Here is a 19,916-nt window from a genome sequence, read left to right on the forward strand (position 1 = left end):
ATCCCCCCTTGCAAAGGGGGGAAGCCGAAAATTTAGTTCCCTCCCCTTTGCAAGGGGAGGGCTAGGGTGGGGTATTTTTAATACTCTGTTAAATAACCACATATTACCGAGCAAAGATAAAAATATTCTTCCCTGTAGCGACTACCGCCTTCCCTGTAGTGACTACCGCCTTCCCTGTAGCGACTACCGTCTTCCCTGTAGCGACTACCGTCTTCCCTGTAGCGACTACCGTCTTCCCTGTAGCGACTTCCGCCTTCCCTGTAGTGACTTCCGCCTTCCCTGTAGCGACTTCCGTCTTCCCTGTAGCGACTTCCGCCTTCCCTGTAGTGACTACCGTCTTCCCTGTAGCGACTTCCGGCTCGATCGCCTATGCAATATCTTGAGGTGTAGCGTCTGTTACTAACATCGTTATTTTTTGATCGGGTTGGGGAACTCTATAAATACGTTTCAGTAATTGCCCAACGCTAAATGTGGGCTGCTCTGAACCGTATTGTAACGATATCTGGAGTTTTGAGGATCGGCTGATGGATAAATCAATTATTCAGTTGGTTGACGAGTTACCGACTGACAATATTACTGTCAAAGTTTTAAAGGCTCTTGATTATGTAGCTCCAGGTGAATGGAGCAATTTGACGGGGTTTGACAATAATATCCGCGCTATTACTGGAGAAACCGATGCTAAGGTAATTCAAAAAATCCGCGATCGCGCTGCTAGTTTATACATAGATCCTCAACAAGGCTACCAGTTTGCCATCAAACTTTATCAAACAATTGATAAGGCAGACACAGCGATGGCAGCAGCAGCTTTAGCGAATAAAGTTAGTGAAAAAATCGGCTTTCTCTCTTTTTTAGGCAAAGTTACTCCCAAAGCCGATGTCACTCAATCCATTGATTTGGTATTGAAAATCGCCGTCGAAATCATTGCCTTTTGCAAACTAAACGGCATTCCTCAACCAAATCCCCAAGAGTTTGCTAATTCCCTAACTAACAACTATCAAAATGCATCCCTAATGCGGATGGTAGCTTTAGTTTGTCTAGATGGAATTCTGCCCTTGGGCCCTGACTTTCTCAGCAAAATTCACGGAGTTATTAGTGGTACTGATGCTGGTGCAATAACTCAAAATCCGGTTTTCTTAGCCGTTAATAACTTTCTTCCAGGTAATAATCCTTCTGATAAAGTTGGTTTTATCAGTCAGGGTTTTAACTCTGTACAAGGTTGGATGAATAATTTAGTATCCAAGACGGGCATAACCCCGCAATCAATTTCTAGTAATTTGGGTAATTTTATTCAGATTGCTGATGATAATTTAGATTTAGTTGCAGCATTCCTAGATCAAACTACCAATTACTACGAGCATACAGGAATTCAAACGGTCGCTCGCAGTTTGATTTTGCAAGCATACACTCTAGTAAAAGAGGAAATCAAACAAGAAGAACAAAAGCCGATTCAAGATGTTTCATCTGCCGTTAAATCAGATAAATCAGATCGGAATCAGTATGAAGTCAGCAAAACTGTAGAAGTCTGGGATGATGATGAGGAAGATTGGTATCAGGGAACAATTGAGAAAATCCAAGATGACCAGTTCTTTATTCATTACCTTGGTTACGGTTCATCTTATGACGAGTGGGTAGGCGAAGATGACATTCGGACTCGCGATCTTCGCTCCACTGATGAAAATGGATATGCAGTAGGTCAAAAGGTAAAATGTTGGGATGATGACCAAGAGGCTTGGTATTCCGCAACGATTCAGCAAATCCAAGGCCAGCAATACTATCTTCACTACGTTGGTTATGACTCATCTTATGATGAGTGGGTTGATAGCGATGAGATTTCCTAACTCCCCGATGCATTGGGGGGAAAAAGAAATCTTGTTCCCTCCCCAATATTATATCGGCTACCGTGTATACACAAGTCAAATTACCCCCCTTAATCCCCCCTTATAAAGGGGGGAAATAAGAAAAATCCGGTTCCCTCCCCTTTGCAAGGGGAGGGTTAGGGTGGGGTAAAACCCTGGTTAACCAGCCGAGCTATTCAGACTTGTGTGTACACCGTCGTCTTGTTCCCAGCCTAGAGGCTGGGAATGTATTTAAAGTGGGCTTCTGCCTCTTGTCAACAAGATCGGAGGCGAAGCCTCCCAGAATGGGTTCCCAGCCTCCAGGCTGGGAACCAGTCACGAATTACGAATTACGAATTACAAATTATCTTGATACTTGCGCTACGATATCCCCTATTGCTTTCGTGCAATGTACGTGAGGAGTAGTAGAGATGAAACAGATGATAGAACAATTCAATACACAGGATACCCGAAATCTAGAGGCGATCGCTAACCAATTCGCCCAACTGGGGAAGGTTACAGGCGTTAAAGCATTTGGCAGTGGTAATATAAATGACACCTTTTTAGCAACTCTCGATTCCTCAAAGGAACAACATTTTGTCCTGCAACGCATTAACACACAGGTGTTTCGTCAGCCACAACTGATTATGCAGAATATGCGTACCTTAACTGAACACGTTCAAAAAAGGTTGCAGGATACACCCCTGAATCGTCGCTGGGAAGTGCCACGCGTACTGTTGACCAAAAACGCTCAAGACCACTGGAGGGATGCAGATGGCTCATTTTGGCGGGCAATCAGCTTTATTCCAGGCTCCCAGTCCTTTGATAGTATGGGCGATCGCTCCCACGCCAAAGAAATCGGTTATGCCTTGGGGATGTTCCACAATCTAATCAGCGATTTGCCAGCAGAAAAACTTGCTGACACCCTCGAAGGGTTTCATATTACACCGTTTTATCTCCAGCATTACGAGGAAGTTTTGCCGAAAACTAGTGCGCCTAAATCTTCGGAAGTTAATTATTGCTTACAGTTTGTTAGCGATCGCCAAACCTTTGCACATATTCTAGAAAATGCTAAAGCTGAAGGCAAGCTACCCCTGCGTCTGATGCACGGCGATCCCAAAATTAATAACGTGATGTTTGACGTTGTTACCCAGCAAGCCGTTAGCGTCATCGACCTAGACACCGTGAAACCCGGTTTAGTACATTACGATATTGGCGATTGCCTGCGATCGGGTTGCAATCCGGCTGGCGAAGAAACCGAGAATTGGGAAAGTATTTATTTCGATACCGATTTGTGTCAAGAAATCCTCCAAGGTTATCTCGCTGTGGCTAAGGCATTTCTGACCGAGAATGATTATGCATACATCTATGATGCCATTCGTCTAATTACTTTTGAACTAGGACTGAGATTTTTTGCTGATTATTTAGCCGGGAATGTCTACTTCAAAGTTAAGCACCCAGAACATAACTTAGCAAGAGCGATCGTTCAGTTTAAGCTTACCGAAAGTATTGAATCTCAAGAAACGCAGATTCACAAAATTATCAAAGATATGAAATGAACGAGCAGACATTTTCCTTGCAATCCTTCCCTTGTACCGAGTCTTTTCCTCATTTGAAAATTACAGGCAATATCTCCCGAAATGTTAATCAACTTACCATCAGCTACAACCTTGGAGGTGACTTAAAAGAAATTGCAATTGCTCCAACATCAAATGCACCATCACGCAAGCATAAACTTTGGGAAGATACCTGCTTCGAGTTTTTTCTTGGCATCAAAGATTCTGCACGGTATTGGGAATTCAACCTCTCCCCCGCCGGACACTGGAATGTCTATCGCTTTGATGGATATCGTCAAGGAATGCAAGAGGAAACTGCTTTTGAAAAGCTACCGTTTAGCGTTCAGAATCAAGTTGACAGTTTAGCACTTGCGTTAGATATCGATTTGGATAAAATCGTCTCGGCAAACCAAGCCATCGAAATTAGCATTACTACAGTTATCAAACACAGAGATGGTGAGGTGACTTACTGGGCGTTAACTCATAGAGGTGCAGAGGCAGACTTTCATCTGCGGGATAGTTTTATTGTTAAGTTGTGAGATACATTTTCATATAGCTTGCAAACTTGGGAATATTAGCTATAGAAACTTAACTTAATAACTAGAGAACGTAAATATGAATGCGACTGAATTTATATTACAATTACCTCATCTCAGTATAAAAAATAGAGAGTTACTTCCTGGAAATTCAGGGATATACTATGTACTAGATGAACAACTTATAGTTTGGTATGTAGGGCAGGCAAAAAATTTACGTAGTCGTTGGGCAGGTGATAGCCATCACAGATTGTATCAGTTACAAAAACAGCGAAAGAAGCAGTTTGTCATCTACTACGAATTGGTAGCTGAATCACATCTCAATGCTATGGAACGACAGCGCATTGAAGAGTACAACCCGCAACTGAATGGAACTAAAATTAGAACAAAGAAACTACATCCAACAGAAACACTATTACGGGAAACATTAACTATACTTGCACCATACAGTTTTGTACTAGGTGTAGAACCTCCACGAAAACAAGATCCTAAGCTGATTAATGATTCTATACATTGGCGAGATGATTGGAGAGTTCAGAAAGCTGTATTGCCCCTGAATGTAATACACATTTGTATAAATTTAAAAGAGTTAGAAGAATTTGCAAAGGATTGGCGGTCTGTTAATCGATTTTTAAAACAGGTGTTCAAGCAGCGCACTAACTATTCAGATAACTGGGCGTGTAAAGGTCAAATAAAAGATGAAAAATATGGTTTATTCTTCTTAAAGAGACTATTAGTTAATGGTTTTGCTATCGAAATTTACAGAGCTGCGAAAGAAGCTTTAGAACATATTCAAGGTTATGAATTGACTCAATTGGCTGGAGTTGATATAAGGGTTGTCAATGAAGACTCTCTAATTGCGCTCAAAAATAAATGCCTGTTAAGTGTTACTGGAATTTATATGTCTTCTGAGAAGCAATATCATGCATATGAGCAAAATCGTCAGAAGGCAATAGAACGATTATCTCCATATAAGAAGGATTTGATTAAATTACTATTTAACGAATACATAGACACTAGCAAACTTAAAGTTTTCCTGAGAGAACACAAGACGGAAGAAGAAAGCAATACCAACTCTCCCAATAGACTAACAAACCTTATTGCCAAAAAAGAGTATTTTAAGAAATTATTAATAGAACGTGGTATTGACTTGGAACAGTATCAGGTTAATAAGTATTTGGAGTCTATACCAATAAATGATGACTACGTAGACAGCATGAAAGATAAAAGGATGACTATCTTCGTCAAAACATTTTTGGGTAATCTTGAAGAACCAATAAGCTACATCGTTATTAAGCTAGAAAACGGTAAAACAACGACAGTTGGTAGAGGTAATTTCATACATGGAGCAAAAGGTAGTACATTACAAGGTTCTCTTTACAAAGAAGTTTATTTAGCATCGACAGTAGATCGAGTTTTTTGGTTGGTGTTAGAACCATACTTATCAGATTTTGCCCAAGTAAAGCTTAACGAAGAAGAAGGGTACATAAGCAAAGCATATATATCCCCTAGAAAATTCCTAGTACCTGCTATGGTTTCTGTCAGTTTAAACGGAAAATGGAGAGCAGATATACCATTTGGCCCTAAAGATGATATGTCATACAGCGAAGTTGTAGACATTATCAAAAATCGCTTACAGGAAAGTGGAATACCTAAACTTAGATTTTCATTCAAATCTGAGTCTTCACGCACTTAGCTACTAGCATCTTACCTGAAAATTTTTGACGAGCAAATGGATCGTATTTGCTCCTCTGTAATTTAGCGTTTTGAAATTAGGTTGCGTTCGCATTTATTTAGAGTATGAACTAGTTGCTACAATTAGATTCAATATGGAAGGTACGTTGGATTCAATTTTAGTCACCTTAAAACCAGAACTAGATCGCAAAGACTTAATCGTTCTGTCGGCTTTAGAGAAGGTCAAATACGGAAAAATCTACACCGAAATTTATGCGATCGTGACTGGAGAAACTATCCAGGAAATGCAGCATATCGAGCAGAAATTACAGAACAAGGGATTACAATGGCTCCCTTAAACAGATTTAATCAGATAAAGTTGCAGCATTGCCACACACTGTAGCATTGATTTGGGTGCAACCCATCGCCCAGAAACTCAAGGAAGCGGGAGGTTTAATTAACTCTGCTTTCGCATCTGTCTTGAGGAGTAAAGTAGACTAAAAAACTATTTGTGAAAAAAGTAAATAGCATCAAGAGATTGTGTCATTTGAAAGTTGAGTCTGAGAGGTTGTTTTAAAAGTGTTTGGCTGTGTTTAATCGCATTTTCACCCCCCTTAATCCCCCCGATGCATTGGCTACGGTGTACACACAAGTCACATTACCCCCCTTAATCCCCCCGATGTATTGGGGGGAAACCGGAAAATCTAGTTCCCTCCCCAATACATACGGGGAGGGTTAGGGTGGGGTAAACAAATATTCGATACACTACTACAGACTTTTCAAACATCCTCTGAAGTAAGTAAAAGGCGACAGCTGAGATTTGGTGAGATTTGTTGACCAAGTTCTTGATGTTTATTAGTCGAAAGTCTTAAAAGTCTATAAAATGCTTACATCTACTACCTGCGGCGCTTTCAGATTCCCCAATAGACAGAGAAATGCAACCGTAATAATAATTAACATATATATGTACTATAAGAGTTATTAAGAAATATTTTTAATAACAACTGATACTAACAAAGCGACTGAATTACCTATTGAAGCTAAAGTCTTTAACATTCTCGAAGCCAATTCCCAATCCCTAATTTATTTTAAAACGTAACACTCATGCAATTAAAGCCAATCAATCAGCAAGTCGTTTCTGTCGTCGGAGCCTCCAGCGGGATCGGACGTATCACAGCTCTTGAGTTTGCTAGAGGCGGCGCAAAAGTCGTAGTCTCGGCTCGGAGTGAGTCGAAGCTAAAGTCTTTAGTGGAGGAGATTCGCGGCTTTGGCGGTGAGGCAACTTTTTACGTAGCTGATGTGGAAGTATTTGACCAAGTTAAAGCGATCGCAGATAAAGCTGTAGAAGTGTACGGGCGACTCGATACATGGGTACATGTCTCTGCGATCGGCATCTTTGCCACTTTCGACAACATAACACCAGAAGAGTTTAAGCATGTCATTGATGTCGATCTCATGGGACAAGTGTATGGTGCAATGGCAGCCCTACCCCATTTGAAGCGTGAGGGACGGGGGGCACTAATTCATGTCTCTTCAATGGAAGGTAAGCGATCGCTCCCCTACCAAAGTGCTTACTCAGCAGCCAAGCACGGAGTCGAGGGCTTTATCGAAGCCATGCGCCTTGAGTTGCAACATGAAAAATGGCCCATCAGCGTCACGAGTGTCAAACCTGCGGTGATCGACACTCCCTTTTGGAATAATGGTCTGACGAAATTAGGCGTAAAGCCTTCGGGGATACCACCTTACTACAACCCTAAACTTGTAGCTGATGCTATCCTCTACGTAGCCGAACATCCAACTCGTGACTACTTAGTTGGGGATGTAGCTAAAATATTAGATGTGGTACAGCGCATCTCACCATCATTAGTAGATTCACTGTTACTGCTCGTCGGCTTCGATTTACTACGTTCTTCTGAGCCAAAATCTGAAGATGCACCAAATAATTTTTACCAACCTGTTGCTGAAGACGACAGAGTTAACGGAGATTATGGTCACTTAGTTATACCTAGCATTTCCGACTGGCTAGAAAAAAATCCGCTTCTTCAGTGGGGTGCGATCGCTGGTACAGCAGCATTAGCGTTCCTAGCAGCTCAAGTATTCAAAGATTAAGGATAAATAAACTTTTCGGAAAATTTGCAATCCAGTTTTTACAAGGGTTTGAGAGAAATCATTGCAAACTTTTTAGCAACATAGTGATGAGATTTCGAGATAATTACTAATAATGCTATTTAGTAGTTATAAAAATCTTTTTAACTATTCATACTTTGCACAACCATAAGTTTCTTGTAATTAGAGTAAATCTCAGCAGTCAAATTTTCCGATCCAGGAGCATTCCAGCCAATGACAGACTATCAACGCACCTTACCGCCTCTGTGGATAGGTTCGGCGATCGCTTTCTATGCCTTTATTGCCATTGGCATTGCTGAAGCAGGATTAGGAGTTCTTCTGCCCTCGATTCTGTCTACTTATAACCTGACTCCCGCAACCGTCACCCTGCTGTTTCTCAGTCAAATTAGCGGCTACATTCTGGCAGCATTCACCAGCAGTCTGGTGAGTAGTCGGCTGGGGTTAGCGCGAATGCTGTTGATTGCTGCGGGTGCGCTGACAATGGCACTGATAATTTATGCCATCTCACCCTCCTGGTTTCTCATGGTTGGCGCGGGATCGGCGTTGGGATTGGGCATTGGGTTGATTGATGCAGGCATTAACACCTACATTGTGCAAGATTCCCGCAGTGCTAGTTTGATTGGTTTGCTCCATGCTTTCTATGGTATTGGCGCTCTTTCAGGCCCCGCGATCGCTACTACTTTGTTAGCAGTTGGCATGAACTGGCGACAGGTTTATGGGGTATTAGCCGGGATTGTCAGCCTATTAATTGTGAGCGTGCTGGGCGTTATCATCTTCAACTACACACCAATGACAGTACGGATATTGCCATCAAAGACAACTGCTTTAGAAAATCTAGGCAGAGCGCTGCAAACTCCGATAGTACTACTAACTGGGCTGCTTTTGCTGGTTTATGTTGGCACTGAAGCCTGCATTGGTAACTGGGCATACACTGTGCAGTCTGTCGCTCGTCACACTCCCACGCTGATTGCTGGTTACAGCGTTAGTGCTTACTGGGTGGGATTAACACTGGGACGTTTCATCTTAGGTTATTTCTTGCGATCGCTTGGGGCGGTGCGCACAATCAGTATGTCGCTCAGTCTTGTAATCATTGGATTGCTTGCTTGGTGGCAACTGCCAGATCAATGGATTAGCTTACCGTTGATTGGCTTTGGGTTGGCAGCCATCTTTCCTGCAACCATTTGGTTAATCCCTCAACGATTACCAGACCCCCATGTTCCTGCGGCTGTTAGCATTGCCACTAGTGCTGCCAGTTTGGGGGCAGCGATCGTACCCACTGGAGCAGGCTGGGTTGCAAGTTGGACAACTTTAGAAATCATCCCAATGTTGATGCTGCCATTGGCGCTGTTAATGGTGGGCTTACATTGCTGGCTGGTACAACATTCGGTAACTGACTTTTCTCGTTAAGTCTCAAAAAGCTTACCCATATTTGTTACCCAAAGTATCTAATACCCCCCCTAACCCCCCCTTGGAAAGCTACGGTGTACACACAAGTTGTAGTGGCAAGGGTTTCAGGCTTTATGAACCCTTTAAATGGTCATTACGAGCGCAGCGAAGTAATCGCATTATCCAGTAGTTTTTGTGATTGCGTCGTCGTTCCTCCTCGCTGCGGACAAGGTTTGGGAGCGATCGTACAACAAGATAGCTAGGCGACGAAACCAAGTGTTAGGTAGGATTTCAAGACTTGTGTGTACACCGTAGCCTTGGAAAGGGGGGGAAATAGTCTCTTAAAGCCTCTCTTTATAAGGGGGAAATAGTCTCTTAAAGCCCCCCTTTATAAGGGGGGTTGGGGGGGTAATGTCAAAATTTAATATGCTATACGATACTTTTCAAACATCCTCTAAGCAATAACTAATGCCTTTAACTCCTCAGTTTTTAATCTTGGCCCATAGGATGTAACAATCTTAGAAGCTGCGGCCGATGCTAATTTTCCGGCTTCTTCATAGCTCATACCTTGGGTAATTCCATAGAGGAAAGCTCCTGCATACATATCTCCTGCTCCTACTGTATCTACAGCTTTTACTTGAGGTGCAGCGATTTCGATTAATTTCTGACCGTCAAATACTACTGAACCTTTGGAACCGCGAGTAATGGCAAATTTCTTACTCAGGGTTTTTAGTTTGTCTACAGCTACTTGAAAATCTTCTGTATCTGCTAGTTCTAATGCTTCACTTTCATTAGCAAAAATCAAGTCTAAACCAGGCCCAACGATTTCTAATAAACCATCTTTAAAAAATTTCACCATGTTGTAATCAGATAGGGACATGGTAGTTTTTACTCCCGCTTTTTCAGCTATTTCTCTAGCTTTTATAGCTGCTTCTTTTCCTGTGGGAGAAGCCACTAAATATCCTTCTATATATAGATATTCTGAATCAGCGATCGCTGATGATACTAATTCTTGTGTAGAAAATTCTCCAGTAATTCCCAAAAATGTATTCATGGTGCGATCTGCATCGGGAGTTACTAACACCAAACATTTACCTGTAATTCCTGATTGGCGATCGCCATTTTTTAAGTTGGTATCTACCTGAGAGTTGACTAAATCTTCGATGTAAAAGTCTCCAAATTCATCATTAGCTACTTTGCAGGAATAAAAAGTTTTTCCTCCTAGTTGACTAATTGCCACTATTGTGTTTGCTGCTGACCCTCCACAACTCTTATGGCAATGAAGATTTTTGAGATTTTCCAAAATATGATTTTGACTGTCTTCATCTAGAAGTGTCATTACACCTTTATCAATTTTTAGCTTTTGTAGTAACTCTGGAGATACTTCGTATTCTATATCTACTAAAGCATTACCTACACCATAAACATCATATTTCTTGCCCATTGTTTATCTCCGAGAATAATTTCTATCTGACTTGAACAGAACTGATAATAACAGATAGGCAACTCCTGGTATAGTTGCTTTATACTGGAGTTTAAACTAAAAGCAGGCGATCGCTACATCTAAAACGTGACGATTTTACACAAAGTTATACTTAGTGAGACAATTCAGCTTTCAGATGGTCAGCCAATCGAATTGCCAAGGCAACAATAGTGAGCGTCGGATTAGCATAGCCTCCTGTAGGGAAAACAGAGCTACCTGCCATAAATAAATTAGAGATGCCGTGTACTTGACAATTTGCATCGACTACTCCTTGTTTTGGGTCGTGATGCATACGCGTTGTTCCCATATTATGATGGGTACTAAGAGAAGCAACTGGACGAGCTCCATCTAATTCAATCTGCAACTCACCCAGTCCGGCGCTAGCAAACTCTTGTGCAAATACTAACTGCGATCGCTTCACACTGCAAATATCTATTTCGCTCCAATAATTAATTAATTTTGCTTGCGGACAACCCAGTTTGTCTAGTTGATTACTGAGTGTTACCCGATTATTTGGATTTGGGGTTTGTTCAGTTTGGCTGAGAACTTCAAATTTTGTATATTTCTGTTCATTACCTTCATAGTCAGACCATCCTCCATGACTTAAATCAGGAAATAAATATTCTTTTTTTAAATTATATTTATACCAATCACTTACTAAATCATTAATATTCGTTATGACATTTTGCAAATGCTGAAAAATATTTTTAGGTAACTGTCTTTGTCGAACTGAAGAGAACAAAATTTTTGCAGAAGCCTTTGCCGCCGATCTATACCTTTCATCTCTGGGATATAACAACGCGGTCATATTTAGTAATTTATCGCGGCGCATTACTTGTTCCGTTAGAGCAAACTTTCCCATGACTGTGACATGATTCACGCGGCGTAAATCATACAAAGCCATCGAATTAAAGATTTTGCGATTTTGGGGAACAAGCAGACCACAACGGATAAAAGGATGATCCATGAAGAATCTACCCACTAAATCATGTTGATTGCCTAATCCATTCTTTTGAATTTTGTTTGATAGTAATAACAAACGCGCGTTTTCAATCCCACCTGCGGCTAAAATAAATACTTTTGCAACAACCCAAAATTTCTTACCCGATAAACAAGCAACTTGCACGCGTTTCACTGTTTGGGCTGTGTCATCTGCCTCAATTTCTACCACATTGGCGTTGAGGAATGTAGTTATATTAGGAGATTGATTGATTTGATGGCGATATTCATTGGTGAAAATATCGCGCGGGCCAAACTGAAACATACTGGTAGTAACTCGGTCGCTTGTGAAATGTATCCGAGGAGATTGAGCATTTTCCCAAGCTTCAGCTTCATAAGCAAAAGAACCGAGTTTACAAACTGCTTGAGCGCGCTGATAAAATGGATTGAGGTGAGATTTACTAAAAGGCCAGCCACTGTATGGAACCCAATCTCGTTTTTCAAAATCTATTGCGTCTAACGGCACGTGCCTCAGACCAAGTTGATTTTTATTAATTTCAATATTCCAGACATTAGCCATTCCACCAAATTGACGATGACGCATATCTTGTAAGGGTGGAAAAGGATCTCCAACCGTTTCACCTTCACCAAGAGATGCAGTTTCTTGATTAAATTCCAAATCACCACTTTCTAGTAAGCACACTCGAAAGTCTTGCCCAATTAATTCTCGTGCGAGTGTAATTCCTGCTGGGCCAGCACCAACTATACAAACTTCCGTATTGATAATTTCATCTATTGGTAATTTACGACTATCAATCAACATTTATTTAATTCCTTTTGCATAAATCTTTTTTATATTGTGCAGATGTATAGAGGGTATTAATTATGAGGCGTAAATGTGTTTGTAGTAAGCACTTTAGTCCTGAATTTTTAAGCACTAAAATGCTTACTAAGCTAATCAGCATTCAAGTTGCATAATCAGGGCGGGCAAGATGCCCACCCCACAAGATATTGAGAAAATTTTCATCCGCAAATTAGATGTGTTTTAGCTTACAAACCTATCAAAATTATTGTGATAAAGGGCTAGGCATTACAGAACGAATTGCATTAATAAAATTTTGGGCATAATTCTGTGTTGAGAAATCGAGGGCGCGTTGTCTAGCAGCAACTCCCGCACTTTGGGCAAATTCTTGCTCGTCAAGATAGCGGAGAATTGCGATCGCTAATTTATCCGCATCGCCGTAAGGTGTTAATAGTCCATTCATGCCATCGGTAATAATCTCTGTCGGCCCACCTGCACTACCAGCAATTACAGGTTTACCCAGCGCCATTGCCTCAATAATCACAATTCCAAAGGGTTCTTTATCCGATGCATGAACAAATACATCCATTGCCTGCACCCATTCCGGGATATTGCGCTGTAGTCCAGCCATAATTACTTGGTCTTTCAAGCCCAAAGCGGTGATTTCGGCTTTTAAGAAGTCCTCATAATCTGGTTCTAAATCGTGCTTACCGCCAACCACTAAACAATGGGCATCGGGATACTTCTGTAAAATTTTGGGCATTGCTTGCACCAATACGTGCATTCCCTTCCATCGTTGCAATCGTCCCACAATTCCAATCAAAGGCCCGTGTAAGGGTAAGCCTAATTTTCGCCGTGCTTCTTCTGGAGTTGGTAAAGCATTAGGCTCAAATCGGTCTAATGCGACACCAGGATAAACCAAAGGTGTTGGTCTGTGGGGCCAAATCTCTGCCTGTGCTTGCTTGCCATCTTGCGAAAGAGTGATAATTGCCCGCGCTGGGATTAAAGTAGCGATTCGTACCAACCAAGTTTTATCGCTAGGTACTTCTAGTTGATACCACACAGCAGGCAAGCCCGCCAACATTGCCGCCAAACCTCCCGATATATGCACGATCCACATCCAATTGACAATTATATCTGCACGTTCGCGGCGGGCGATCGCAGCTATCCGCAAAACAGCGCCAATAAAACGGTGGATTTGGCGTAAACGTCCACTTTCCACAACTCGCGCATCAATACCAAGAGACTTTACTTGTTCCACCATCGGGCCGTTTTCTAAAAATATCACCAGCCACTCAACACCAGCATTACGTCCCTGTTGCACCAAATCCCAAAGCATCATTTCACCACCGCCTCGTTGCTCGGCCAGTGGCATAACAATAATTACTTTCATAATCTATAAAAGTCCTATTTAAGTGATAAGATTTATGAGATTCTCGATTTCTTAGAGAAGTTAGGAATATTGGAGAACATCTGAGGATTGCTATAGTACTTATGTCCTGCCATAGCCATAGCTAAAAATCCCCAAAGAATCATCCCTGATACGCTCAACATCCCGCTACCGATAACTAACTGTGAAGCAGAACTGATCCCAATGGCGCGGGCAGCACTGACAAAACTATCAAAACGACCTTCACCATAACTGCTAACAGTAATAATCAAAAAGATTAATCCACCCATATAAAATATGCCTCCAAACCAACCAAGGGTGAAAAACATATCTAAAATGCCACTATCAATTACTACTACTTCAATTTGACCAGTTTTTTCGTTGACTTTCCAAATATTTCCTAAGCCGTTACCTAGACCATTAGAAAGGGCTAAACCAAGATTTCTGTCGTAAGTTCCCGATCTATCTTTAAAGCTGCCATCTTCTTGAATATTAGAAAAAGTTTCAAAACGTGCTGCTACTACTCCAGCAATTGGTTCGATAGTTGTCAATGGCACAACACAAATAGCCATGACCACAATTATGGTAATTAAGCGCATTTGAATTTTGGCTTTGACTGAACCCATAATCATAATTATTCCAAATAACCAGCCTCCCCAATTAGTACGTGCTTGTGTTAATAGAAAAGATAAATAACCAACAGCCGAAGCCGGAAAAATTAAGCTTCCTGAACCGGTGAATAATAACAGTAACCCAGCCTGCATAACAGAACCAAAGGGGCCGACTGAGTGTAATGTACTCCAGACGCGCATCCCGAAAGGTACAGGGTTTCCAGAACTCATGAATAATTTTGATTGGATGAGCCAGTACCTATCCCACTCAGGAGCTACCACAAATTGATATACGCCATAAGTTCCTAAAATCAACACAGACCAGAGAAATGTTCGTTGAATGTTCTGACGATAGCTGGGATAATCTCGCCAGTTAATAAATAAGTGAAAAGCGAAAATAACCGGACTGAGCCAATCCATCAATCCGCGTGCTACAGGAATAGGTGGGTTGTAAATTAGACCGATGAGAAAGCCATAGAAAACTCCGATAAAAGCCAAAACAAACGGCAAACCCCCTTGGCGAGAAGCGCGGGGAAAGTGTCGCAAAAATGTTGCTATAGTAATAAACACCACTAAGTAGGGTGCTATGAGCATTTGACGGCTAGCATCCCATCCTACCCGATAGTCAACTAAGCGAGTCGCTAAGGGTGTGAGAAACCAAATCCACCAGGTAAAGCCAATGTAGAGAATGGGATGCCGCAAGTATAAAAATAAGGCTACTACTAAAGCTGTCGCTGGAAAAATTAGGCGCAATCCGGCAGTAACACCACCAAAATAGCAAACTACAGTTAGTAATATAAAGCCTGCGATCGCCATCCAACCCTGTAGCGATCGCTCTTCAGGAGAATAGTTTTTTTGTAAAAAACTATTGAAAAGTATCTGCTTAGAATTCATTCAATTTTAGATTTTGGATTTTAGATTTACGCATAAGTAAACCCAATGGCTTCAAAAGAATTCAAAATGAAATAATCAATCTACAATGACAAATGACAAATGACAAATTACGAATTACGAATTACGAATTACGAATTGTTTATATCCCTGCCAACGTCCACGCCAAGATGCTAATAACTTTTTCCCTGCCAACTGCCCTTGGGTAGGTAAAAATCTCAGCCATTGTACTAAGCCCAAACTATCGCACGTACCCACAAATACTGCCCAGAACAAAAATGCAATCCGGCGGAAAAATGACAAATGCTCTAGTAAAACTAAGGTTTCATTATGGACTAAATTAATAAAGGCAATTTCATTAAAATTATTTCGCTGATCTTCATCAAAACGTTGTGCCGGAAAATGATCTACAGCAACGCGAGGATCGTAAATGATCTTCCAACCAGCCCGTTTTAATGCCAGGGTGAATGCCATTTCAAAGTGTACCTGCGCTCCAGTACCGCGCATCCGCTCGTCAAAGCGTAGTTGTCCGATCGCTTGGGTACGAAAACTCATGTTCACGCCCTTGAGAATATCGACTTCGCGGGGTTCTCCCACTCCCAGATGATGGTTGCCAATGACTCGCCCAAACCATTGCAACTGTCCCACTACTGGGCGGGATTCGTCTTCTAATTTGCTGCCGTGGTATATCCAATCACGCCCTCCCAGTCCGCCGAGGCGACTATCAGAGGTAAAGTAAGCCGCAATCCGCTCTAACCAATCGGGGTGAGGTGCGGCATCATCATCAGTAATGGAAACAATATCGCCCTCCACTGCTGCTAATCCGGCGTTGAGAGCTGCTACTACCCCCGGTTGTGTCACTTTCACGGTATGCAGCGGTAAGTTGTGCGCTGTGTATTGCGCCAGAAATTGCCAAGTTTCTGCATCCGTATCGCGGACAACCACGATCGCTTGATCGACTGGTTTAGTTTGCTCCTGTAGCGCCAAAAGGCAGCGTGAGAGGTCTTGTGGACGGCGATAAGTCGGTATCAGAACGGTGTTCCGCATTCTTGCTTAACTCCTCGAATAAATCCACATAAGTTTGTGCCATAGTAGTCCAGCTGTGTTGTTCTGCCACAGAACGAGCAGCTTGACTCATTTGCTGCATATCTACATTTACTAAGGACATCATCGCCACAGCCAAAGCATCAATATCATTTGAATCGGTTAAAACGATGCCACATTCTGGTGTCACCAACTCTGCACCCCCGGTAGCTGTGGCAGTAATTACTGGTAGTCCTGAAGAAAGTGCTTCTAACAATACGAGGCTACAAGCTTCATATCGGGAAGGAAAAATAAATAAATCTACTGATCGCATAATTTCGGGGATATCACGGCGAAATCCGACAAAATGCACGCGATCGCTTAACCCCAAAGATGCCGCTAGTTGTGGGAAGGGACTACCTTCGATATGACCTACCACCGCCAGATGTAAATCGGGTACTTTTACCAAGGCGTGTAGTACTGTATCTAAATTTTTTCTGGGTGTGCGAATGTCTCCAGCAAACAAGGCTAAGGTGACATTCTCCGGTAAACCTAATTTTTGGCGATTGCTTTGGCCAGGGGTAAACTCTTCTAAGTCAACGCCATTAACAATTACCCGAATTCGAGAACGCGGTACACCAATATTGACTAATTCTTGGGCTACCTTTTCAGATACAGCCACCACAACCTGCGCTTTTTGGAAAGCTTGTTTTTCCCAACGGGCATTAAAAGCCGTAAATAGCCATTGGTAGAAACCATATAAATCGCGGCGGTTGCGAGAAATATGAACAGGCGATCGCAACCATGAACTATGGACAAAATGTACAGCATTCACATCAGCCGCAGCCAGATTAATTGCTCCATTAACTTTAACTAAATCAATGTCAGAGCGATGTTTATGTAACCAATCTGCACTTTTTTGGGCAAAGATGAAATTACGTAAAAATTCTGTAGGATAGCCTTTGACTGGAATTTTAATCCAATTGACTTGGCTATTTTCTTCTAGTTCTGGTGCAACTTCACTAGCTAATAATGTCAATTGATGACCGCGACGAATTGCTTCCTTAGCAACCTCATAGTTTACTCGTCCCTGACCATCACCTTTTTTGATTTTATGAGTAACAATACAAAGTTTCATACGCTATTTCCTTAAGGATAAAATCCTTGAATTACCCCTCCCCAACCCTCCCCGTATGTATTGGGGAGGGGGCAAGATTTCAAGTTTCCCCCCTTTATAAGGGGGGATTAAGGGGGGTCTATTCGACTTATGCAAGAGGTCTTTTTAACAAATAAATTCCTCAACTCAGAGATATTGAGATATTATTTCGATACCCCGATTAACTTACTTGTTAAAAATCGCGGCGTAAAACTAAGACTAAGTGCTGCCATAGTTCGCACATTAAATTTTTGTTGATTCAGCGCTTGCCAAAAATAAGGGCGTGCTGCGGCTATCTGTTCGCTTCGTAGCAAACCTATTCCCAAAGTAGTATTAGCTTCTAACCATTTCTGCTGAAAATGAGTTCTAAATTCCTGTAAACGAGGGTCTTCCATAAATACTTGATAGCAAAACATTTCGCTTTTTGCTTTGCGAATTTTTGCTTGTACATCTCGGCTACCACTGAGCATAGTATCAGTTTGCTCATGGGCGCGATATCGCGTCAATTTTTCAGGACAATAGTAAGCACCATAACCAGATATACAAAATAGATAGGTTAAATATAAATCCCACATTCCACCAACTTCTGAAGGAATATTATACCAATCCACCAAATTATTGCGAATTACACAAGATGCAGCAGTAGGTATACTTTTATCTACCAATCCAATTTTGAAAAAAGGTTTATAAATTCCTTTTGCTAGTTTATCTCGCTTGTAAGCGCGTGTGTTTTCTTCAGTACCAGTATGATTAATTATACCATTAGCATCTATAATGTATTGGTCAGAAAAAGCGAGAATCAAATCAGAATTGGCTTCTAGTGGTGGTACAAGCTTTGCTAAAAAGTCTTCATGCCAAATATCATCGTCATGTAGACTAGCAACATATTTACCTTGCGCCATTTTAAAGCCATACTGCTGATTAGCTAACATTCCCATATTTTGCGGATGCTGCCAAAATTTGATACGTGAATCACCAAAAGATGCGACAATTGCTTGGGGATTTTCGGAACTACAATTATCAGAAATAATAATTTCAATATTTTGATAAGTTTGTTTTATTGCACTTGCGATCGCTTGCTTGAGATAGTCTGGTCGATTATAGGTGGGGATAACAACGCTGACTAAAGGTTGTTGACATTCTTGATGTAATGACATATTTTTCTCCCTTGATATTTTCTAAGTAAAAGATGCACTATTTGATATTTTTAACAAATTCAGCTTCTTGAACTGAAGAGATACTATATAGTTTGTTCGCTTGGGAAGGAAATTCAGCTATTGTTTTTGCATAAATTGTTTGGAGATTATTTACATGAGCAGCCATTGTAAATTCCTTCATCAATAAAATATGACCTTGCTCACCCATATATCGGCTTTTTTGATAATCTCTAGACAATTCATTAATAGCATCAGCCAGTTTTTGGATATTATTGCTTGGAACAAGAATACCCGTTTCTCCATCTTGTAAATGTTCTGGAATTCCTCCGACTGCACTACCAATTACAGGACGACAACGAGAGTATGCTTCTAGAGTTACAAGACCAGCAGGTTCAGGCCAAACACTAGGAAAGATGACTGCAAAACACTGTTGATAAAGTTTATCTAATTTATCTGAATCGCACCAACCATGCCAAGTGATTCGTTGATTCAATCCGAGTGTGCTTGCTAACTTTTCTAACCGTGGTCGTTCCCAACCTTCACCTGCAATATCAAGTTGAATTTTTGGATCTGTATGTATTAAGGTTTTGAGTAACCATTCCAGACCTTTATCAGAAACAATTCGTCCAGCAAACAAAATTCGATGATTTTGATGTACTTCCAAGCTTAGGGGTGAACTTGCTGTTTCTGGTATAGAGATTCCACAATGTAGTGTTATAACTTGTTCGGGAGATACACCGTTTTTAATTAACTCTTGGCGCACATATTCGCTATTCGCAATGAAAGTAATTTTTAGCCTTTTCAAGACATCTAAAAACTGATGAGTAGTTTGAAGTTCTCTAAGAGTTCTTAAAGGTCTACGGCTACCACATTTATCTGCTAATTTACCCCAGGTACATCCTAAGTAAGAGAAGTTGCGATCGCAGATTGTCCGTTGTTCTGCTAAATACTTTGTGCCGCTAGGGCAGTAAAATGAGTGATTATGAACGCTGAAGATAGCAGGACATTCGCCTGTAAGCTGTAATAGCAAATCTGCACTGTGGATGTGTAGCAGTTTGAACTGACTTTGATCGATATTTTTAAGCGATTTTAACACGCGATCGCTAACATCAGGTGGCCGATGTTCAAACAGAGAAGCTAAATAAGTTTCAACACCTCCACTCCCACCGACACCGAAACTTGAGCATTGATAGATTAGGTCTTGATCAAAGATTTCCTGGGACATATTTTCTATGATTTTTAAGTATATAGGACTAACTTTAATAACTTATCTATAAAAATAATAAGTGTTTGAAATCTTATTATTTGACTATTAGTTTGGCAAAATTATTGATACATATTAGTGATTTA

At 41.2% G+C, this 19,916-nt stretch carries 17 protein-coding genes; 9 read left to right on the forward strand and 8 right to left on the reverse strand.

Features of this window, described 5'->3' with window-relative positions:
- Window positions 1-158 precede the first annotated feature (158 nt).
- From RM049_RS25675 to RM049_RS25715, 9 genes are all read left to right on the forward strand, one after another.
- Window positions 159-383 carry a hypothetical protein gene (locus RM049_RS25675; protein WP_322706152.1) on the forward strand — a complete coding sequence of 75 codons (225 nt, stop codon included), beginning with the start codon at window positions 159-161 and terminating at the stop codon, window positions 381-383.
- Window positions 384-524: 141 nt separating this feature from the next.
- Window positions 525-1,838, forward strand: a complete 1,314-nt coding sequence (locus RM049_RS25680) for a Tudor-knot domain-containing protein (RefSeq protein WP_322706153.1) — start codon at window positions 525-527, stop codon at window positions 1,836-1,838.
- Between the two features lie 437 nt (window positions 1,839-2,275).
- On the forward strand, window positions 2,276-3,394 hold the full coding sequence (locus tag RM049_RS25685; protein WP_322706189.1) for an aminoglycoside phosphotransferase family protein: 1,119 nt from the start codon (window positions 2,276-2,278) through the stop codon (window positions 3,392-3,394).
- Window positions 3,391-3,930: a DOMON-like domain-containing protein gene (locus tag RM049_RS25690; RefSeq protein ID WP_322706154.1), complete on the forward strand. Its 540-nt coding sequence runs from the start codon at window positions 3,391-3,393 to the stop codon at window positions 3,928-3,930. Before RM049_RS25685 ends, RM049_RS25690 begins: the two co-directional genes overlap by 4 nt.
- Window positions 3,931-4,006: 76 nt before the next feature.
- Complete coding sequence (locus RM049_RS25695) at window positions 4,007-5,623, forward strand: hypothetical protein (RefSeq protein ID WP_322706155.1); 1,617 nt, start codon at window positions 4,007-4,009, stop codon at window positions 5,621-5,623.
- Between the two features lie 145 nt (window positions 5,624-5,768).
- Complete coding sequence (locus tag RM049_RS25700; RefSeq protein ID WP_322706156.1) at window positions 5,769-5,960, forward strand: hypothetical protein; 192 nt, start codon at window positions 5,769-5,771, stop codon at window positions 5,958-5,960.
- 745 nt (window positions 5,961-6,705) lie between these two features.
- Complete coding sequence (locus RM049_RS25705) at window positions 6,706-7,710, forward strand: SDR family oxidoreductase (RefSeq protein ID WP_322706157.1); 1,005 nt, start codon at window positions 6,706-6,708, stop codon at window positions 7,708-7,710.
- Window positions 7,711-7,941: 231 nt separating this feature from the next.
- Complete coding sequence (locus RM049_RS25710; RefSeq protein WP_322706158.1) at window positions 7,942-9,135, forward strand: MFS transporter; 1,194 nt, start codon at window positions 7,942-7,944, stop codon at window positions 9,133-9,135.
- Between the two features lie 113 nt (window positions 9,136-9,248).
- On the forward strand, window positions 9,249-9,377 hold the full coding sequence (locus tag RM049_RS25715) for a hypothetical protein (RefSeq protein ID WP_322706159.1): 129 nt from the start codon (window positions 9,249-9,251) through the stop codon (window positions 9,375-9,377).
- 191 nt (window positions 9,378-9,568) lie between these two features.
- Here the strand turns inward: RM049_RS25715 and RM049_RS25720 are convergent, their stop codons facing one another.
- The 8 genes from RM049_RS25720 to RM049_RS25755 form a co-directional block, all read right to left on the reverse strand.
- Window positions 9,569-10,558: an adenosine kinase gene (locus RM049_RS25720; protein WP_322706160.1), complete on the reverse strand. Its 990-nt coding sequence runs from the start codon at window positions 10,556-10,558 to the stop codon at window positions 9,569-9,571.
- Window positions 10,559-10,709: 151 nt separating this feature from the next.
- Window positions 10,710-12,359: a GMC family oxidoreductase gene (locus RM049_RS25725; protein WP_322706161.1), complete on the reverse strand. Its 1,650-nt coding sequence runs from the start codon at window positions 12,357-12,359 to the stop codon at window positions 10,710-10,712.
- 244 nt (window positions 12,360-12,603) lie between these two features.
- Window positions 12,604-13,731, reverse strand: coding sequence for a glycosyltransferase family 4 protein (locus tag RM049_RS25730; RefSeq protein WP_322706162.1), 1,128 nt, complete (start codon window positions 13,729-13,731; stop codon window positions 12,604-12,606).
- Between the two features lie 32 nt (window positions 13,732-13,763).
- A complete protein-coding gene (locus RM049_RS25735) occupies window positions 13,764-15,233 on the reverse strand; it encodes an O-antigen ligase domain-containing protein (protein ID WP_322706163.1) in 1,470 nt (489 codons plus the stop codon).
- 114 nt (window positions 15,234-15,347) lie between these two features.
- Window positions 15,348-16,277, reverse strand: a complete 930-nt coding sequence (locus RM049_RS25740) for a glycosyltransferase family 2 protein (protein WP_322706164.1) — start codon at window positions 16,275-16,277, stop codon at window positions 15,348-15,350.
- Entirely contained in the window at window positions 16,195-17,391 is a 1,197-nt protein-coding gene (locus RM049_RS25745; RefSeq protein WP_322706165.1) for a glycosyltransferase family 4 protein, read from the reverse strand. Before RM049_RS25745 ends, RM049_RS25740 begins: the two co-directional genes overlap by 83 nt.
- A 182-nt stretch (window positions 17,392-17,573) precedes the next feature.
- A complete protein-coding gene (locus tag RM049_RS25750) occupies window positions 17,574-18,566 on the reverse strand; it encodes a glycosyltransferase family 2 protein (protein WP_322673814.1) in 993 nt (330 codons plus the stop codon).
- A 37-nt stretch (window positions 18,567-18,603) separates the two neighbouring features.
- Complete coding sequence (locus RM049_RS25755) at window positions 18,604-19,791, reverse strand: glycosyltransferase family 4 protein (RefSeq protein ID WP_322706166.1); 1,188 nt, start codon at window positions 19,789-19,791, stop codon at window positions 18,604-18,606.
- Between the last annotated feature and the right edge of the window lie 125 nt (window positions 19,792-19,916).

Origin of the sequence: Nostoc sp. DedQUE04 (assembly GCF_034530995.1) — a bacterium.
Classification (GTDB): Bacteria; Cyanobacteriota; Cyanobacteriia; order Cyanobacteriales; family Nostocaceae; genus Nostoc.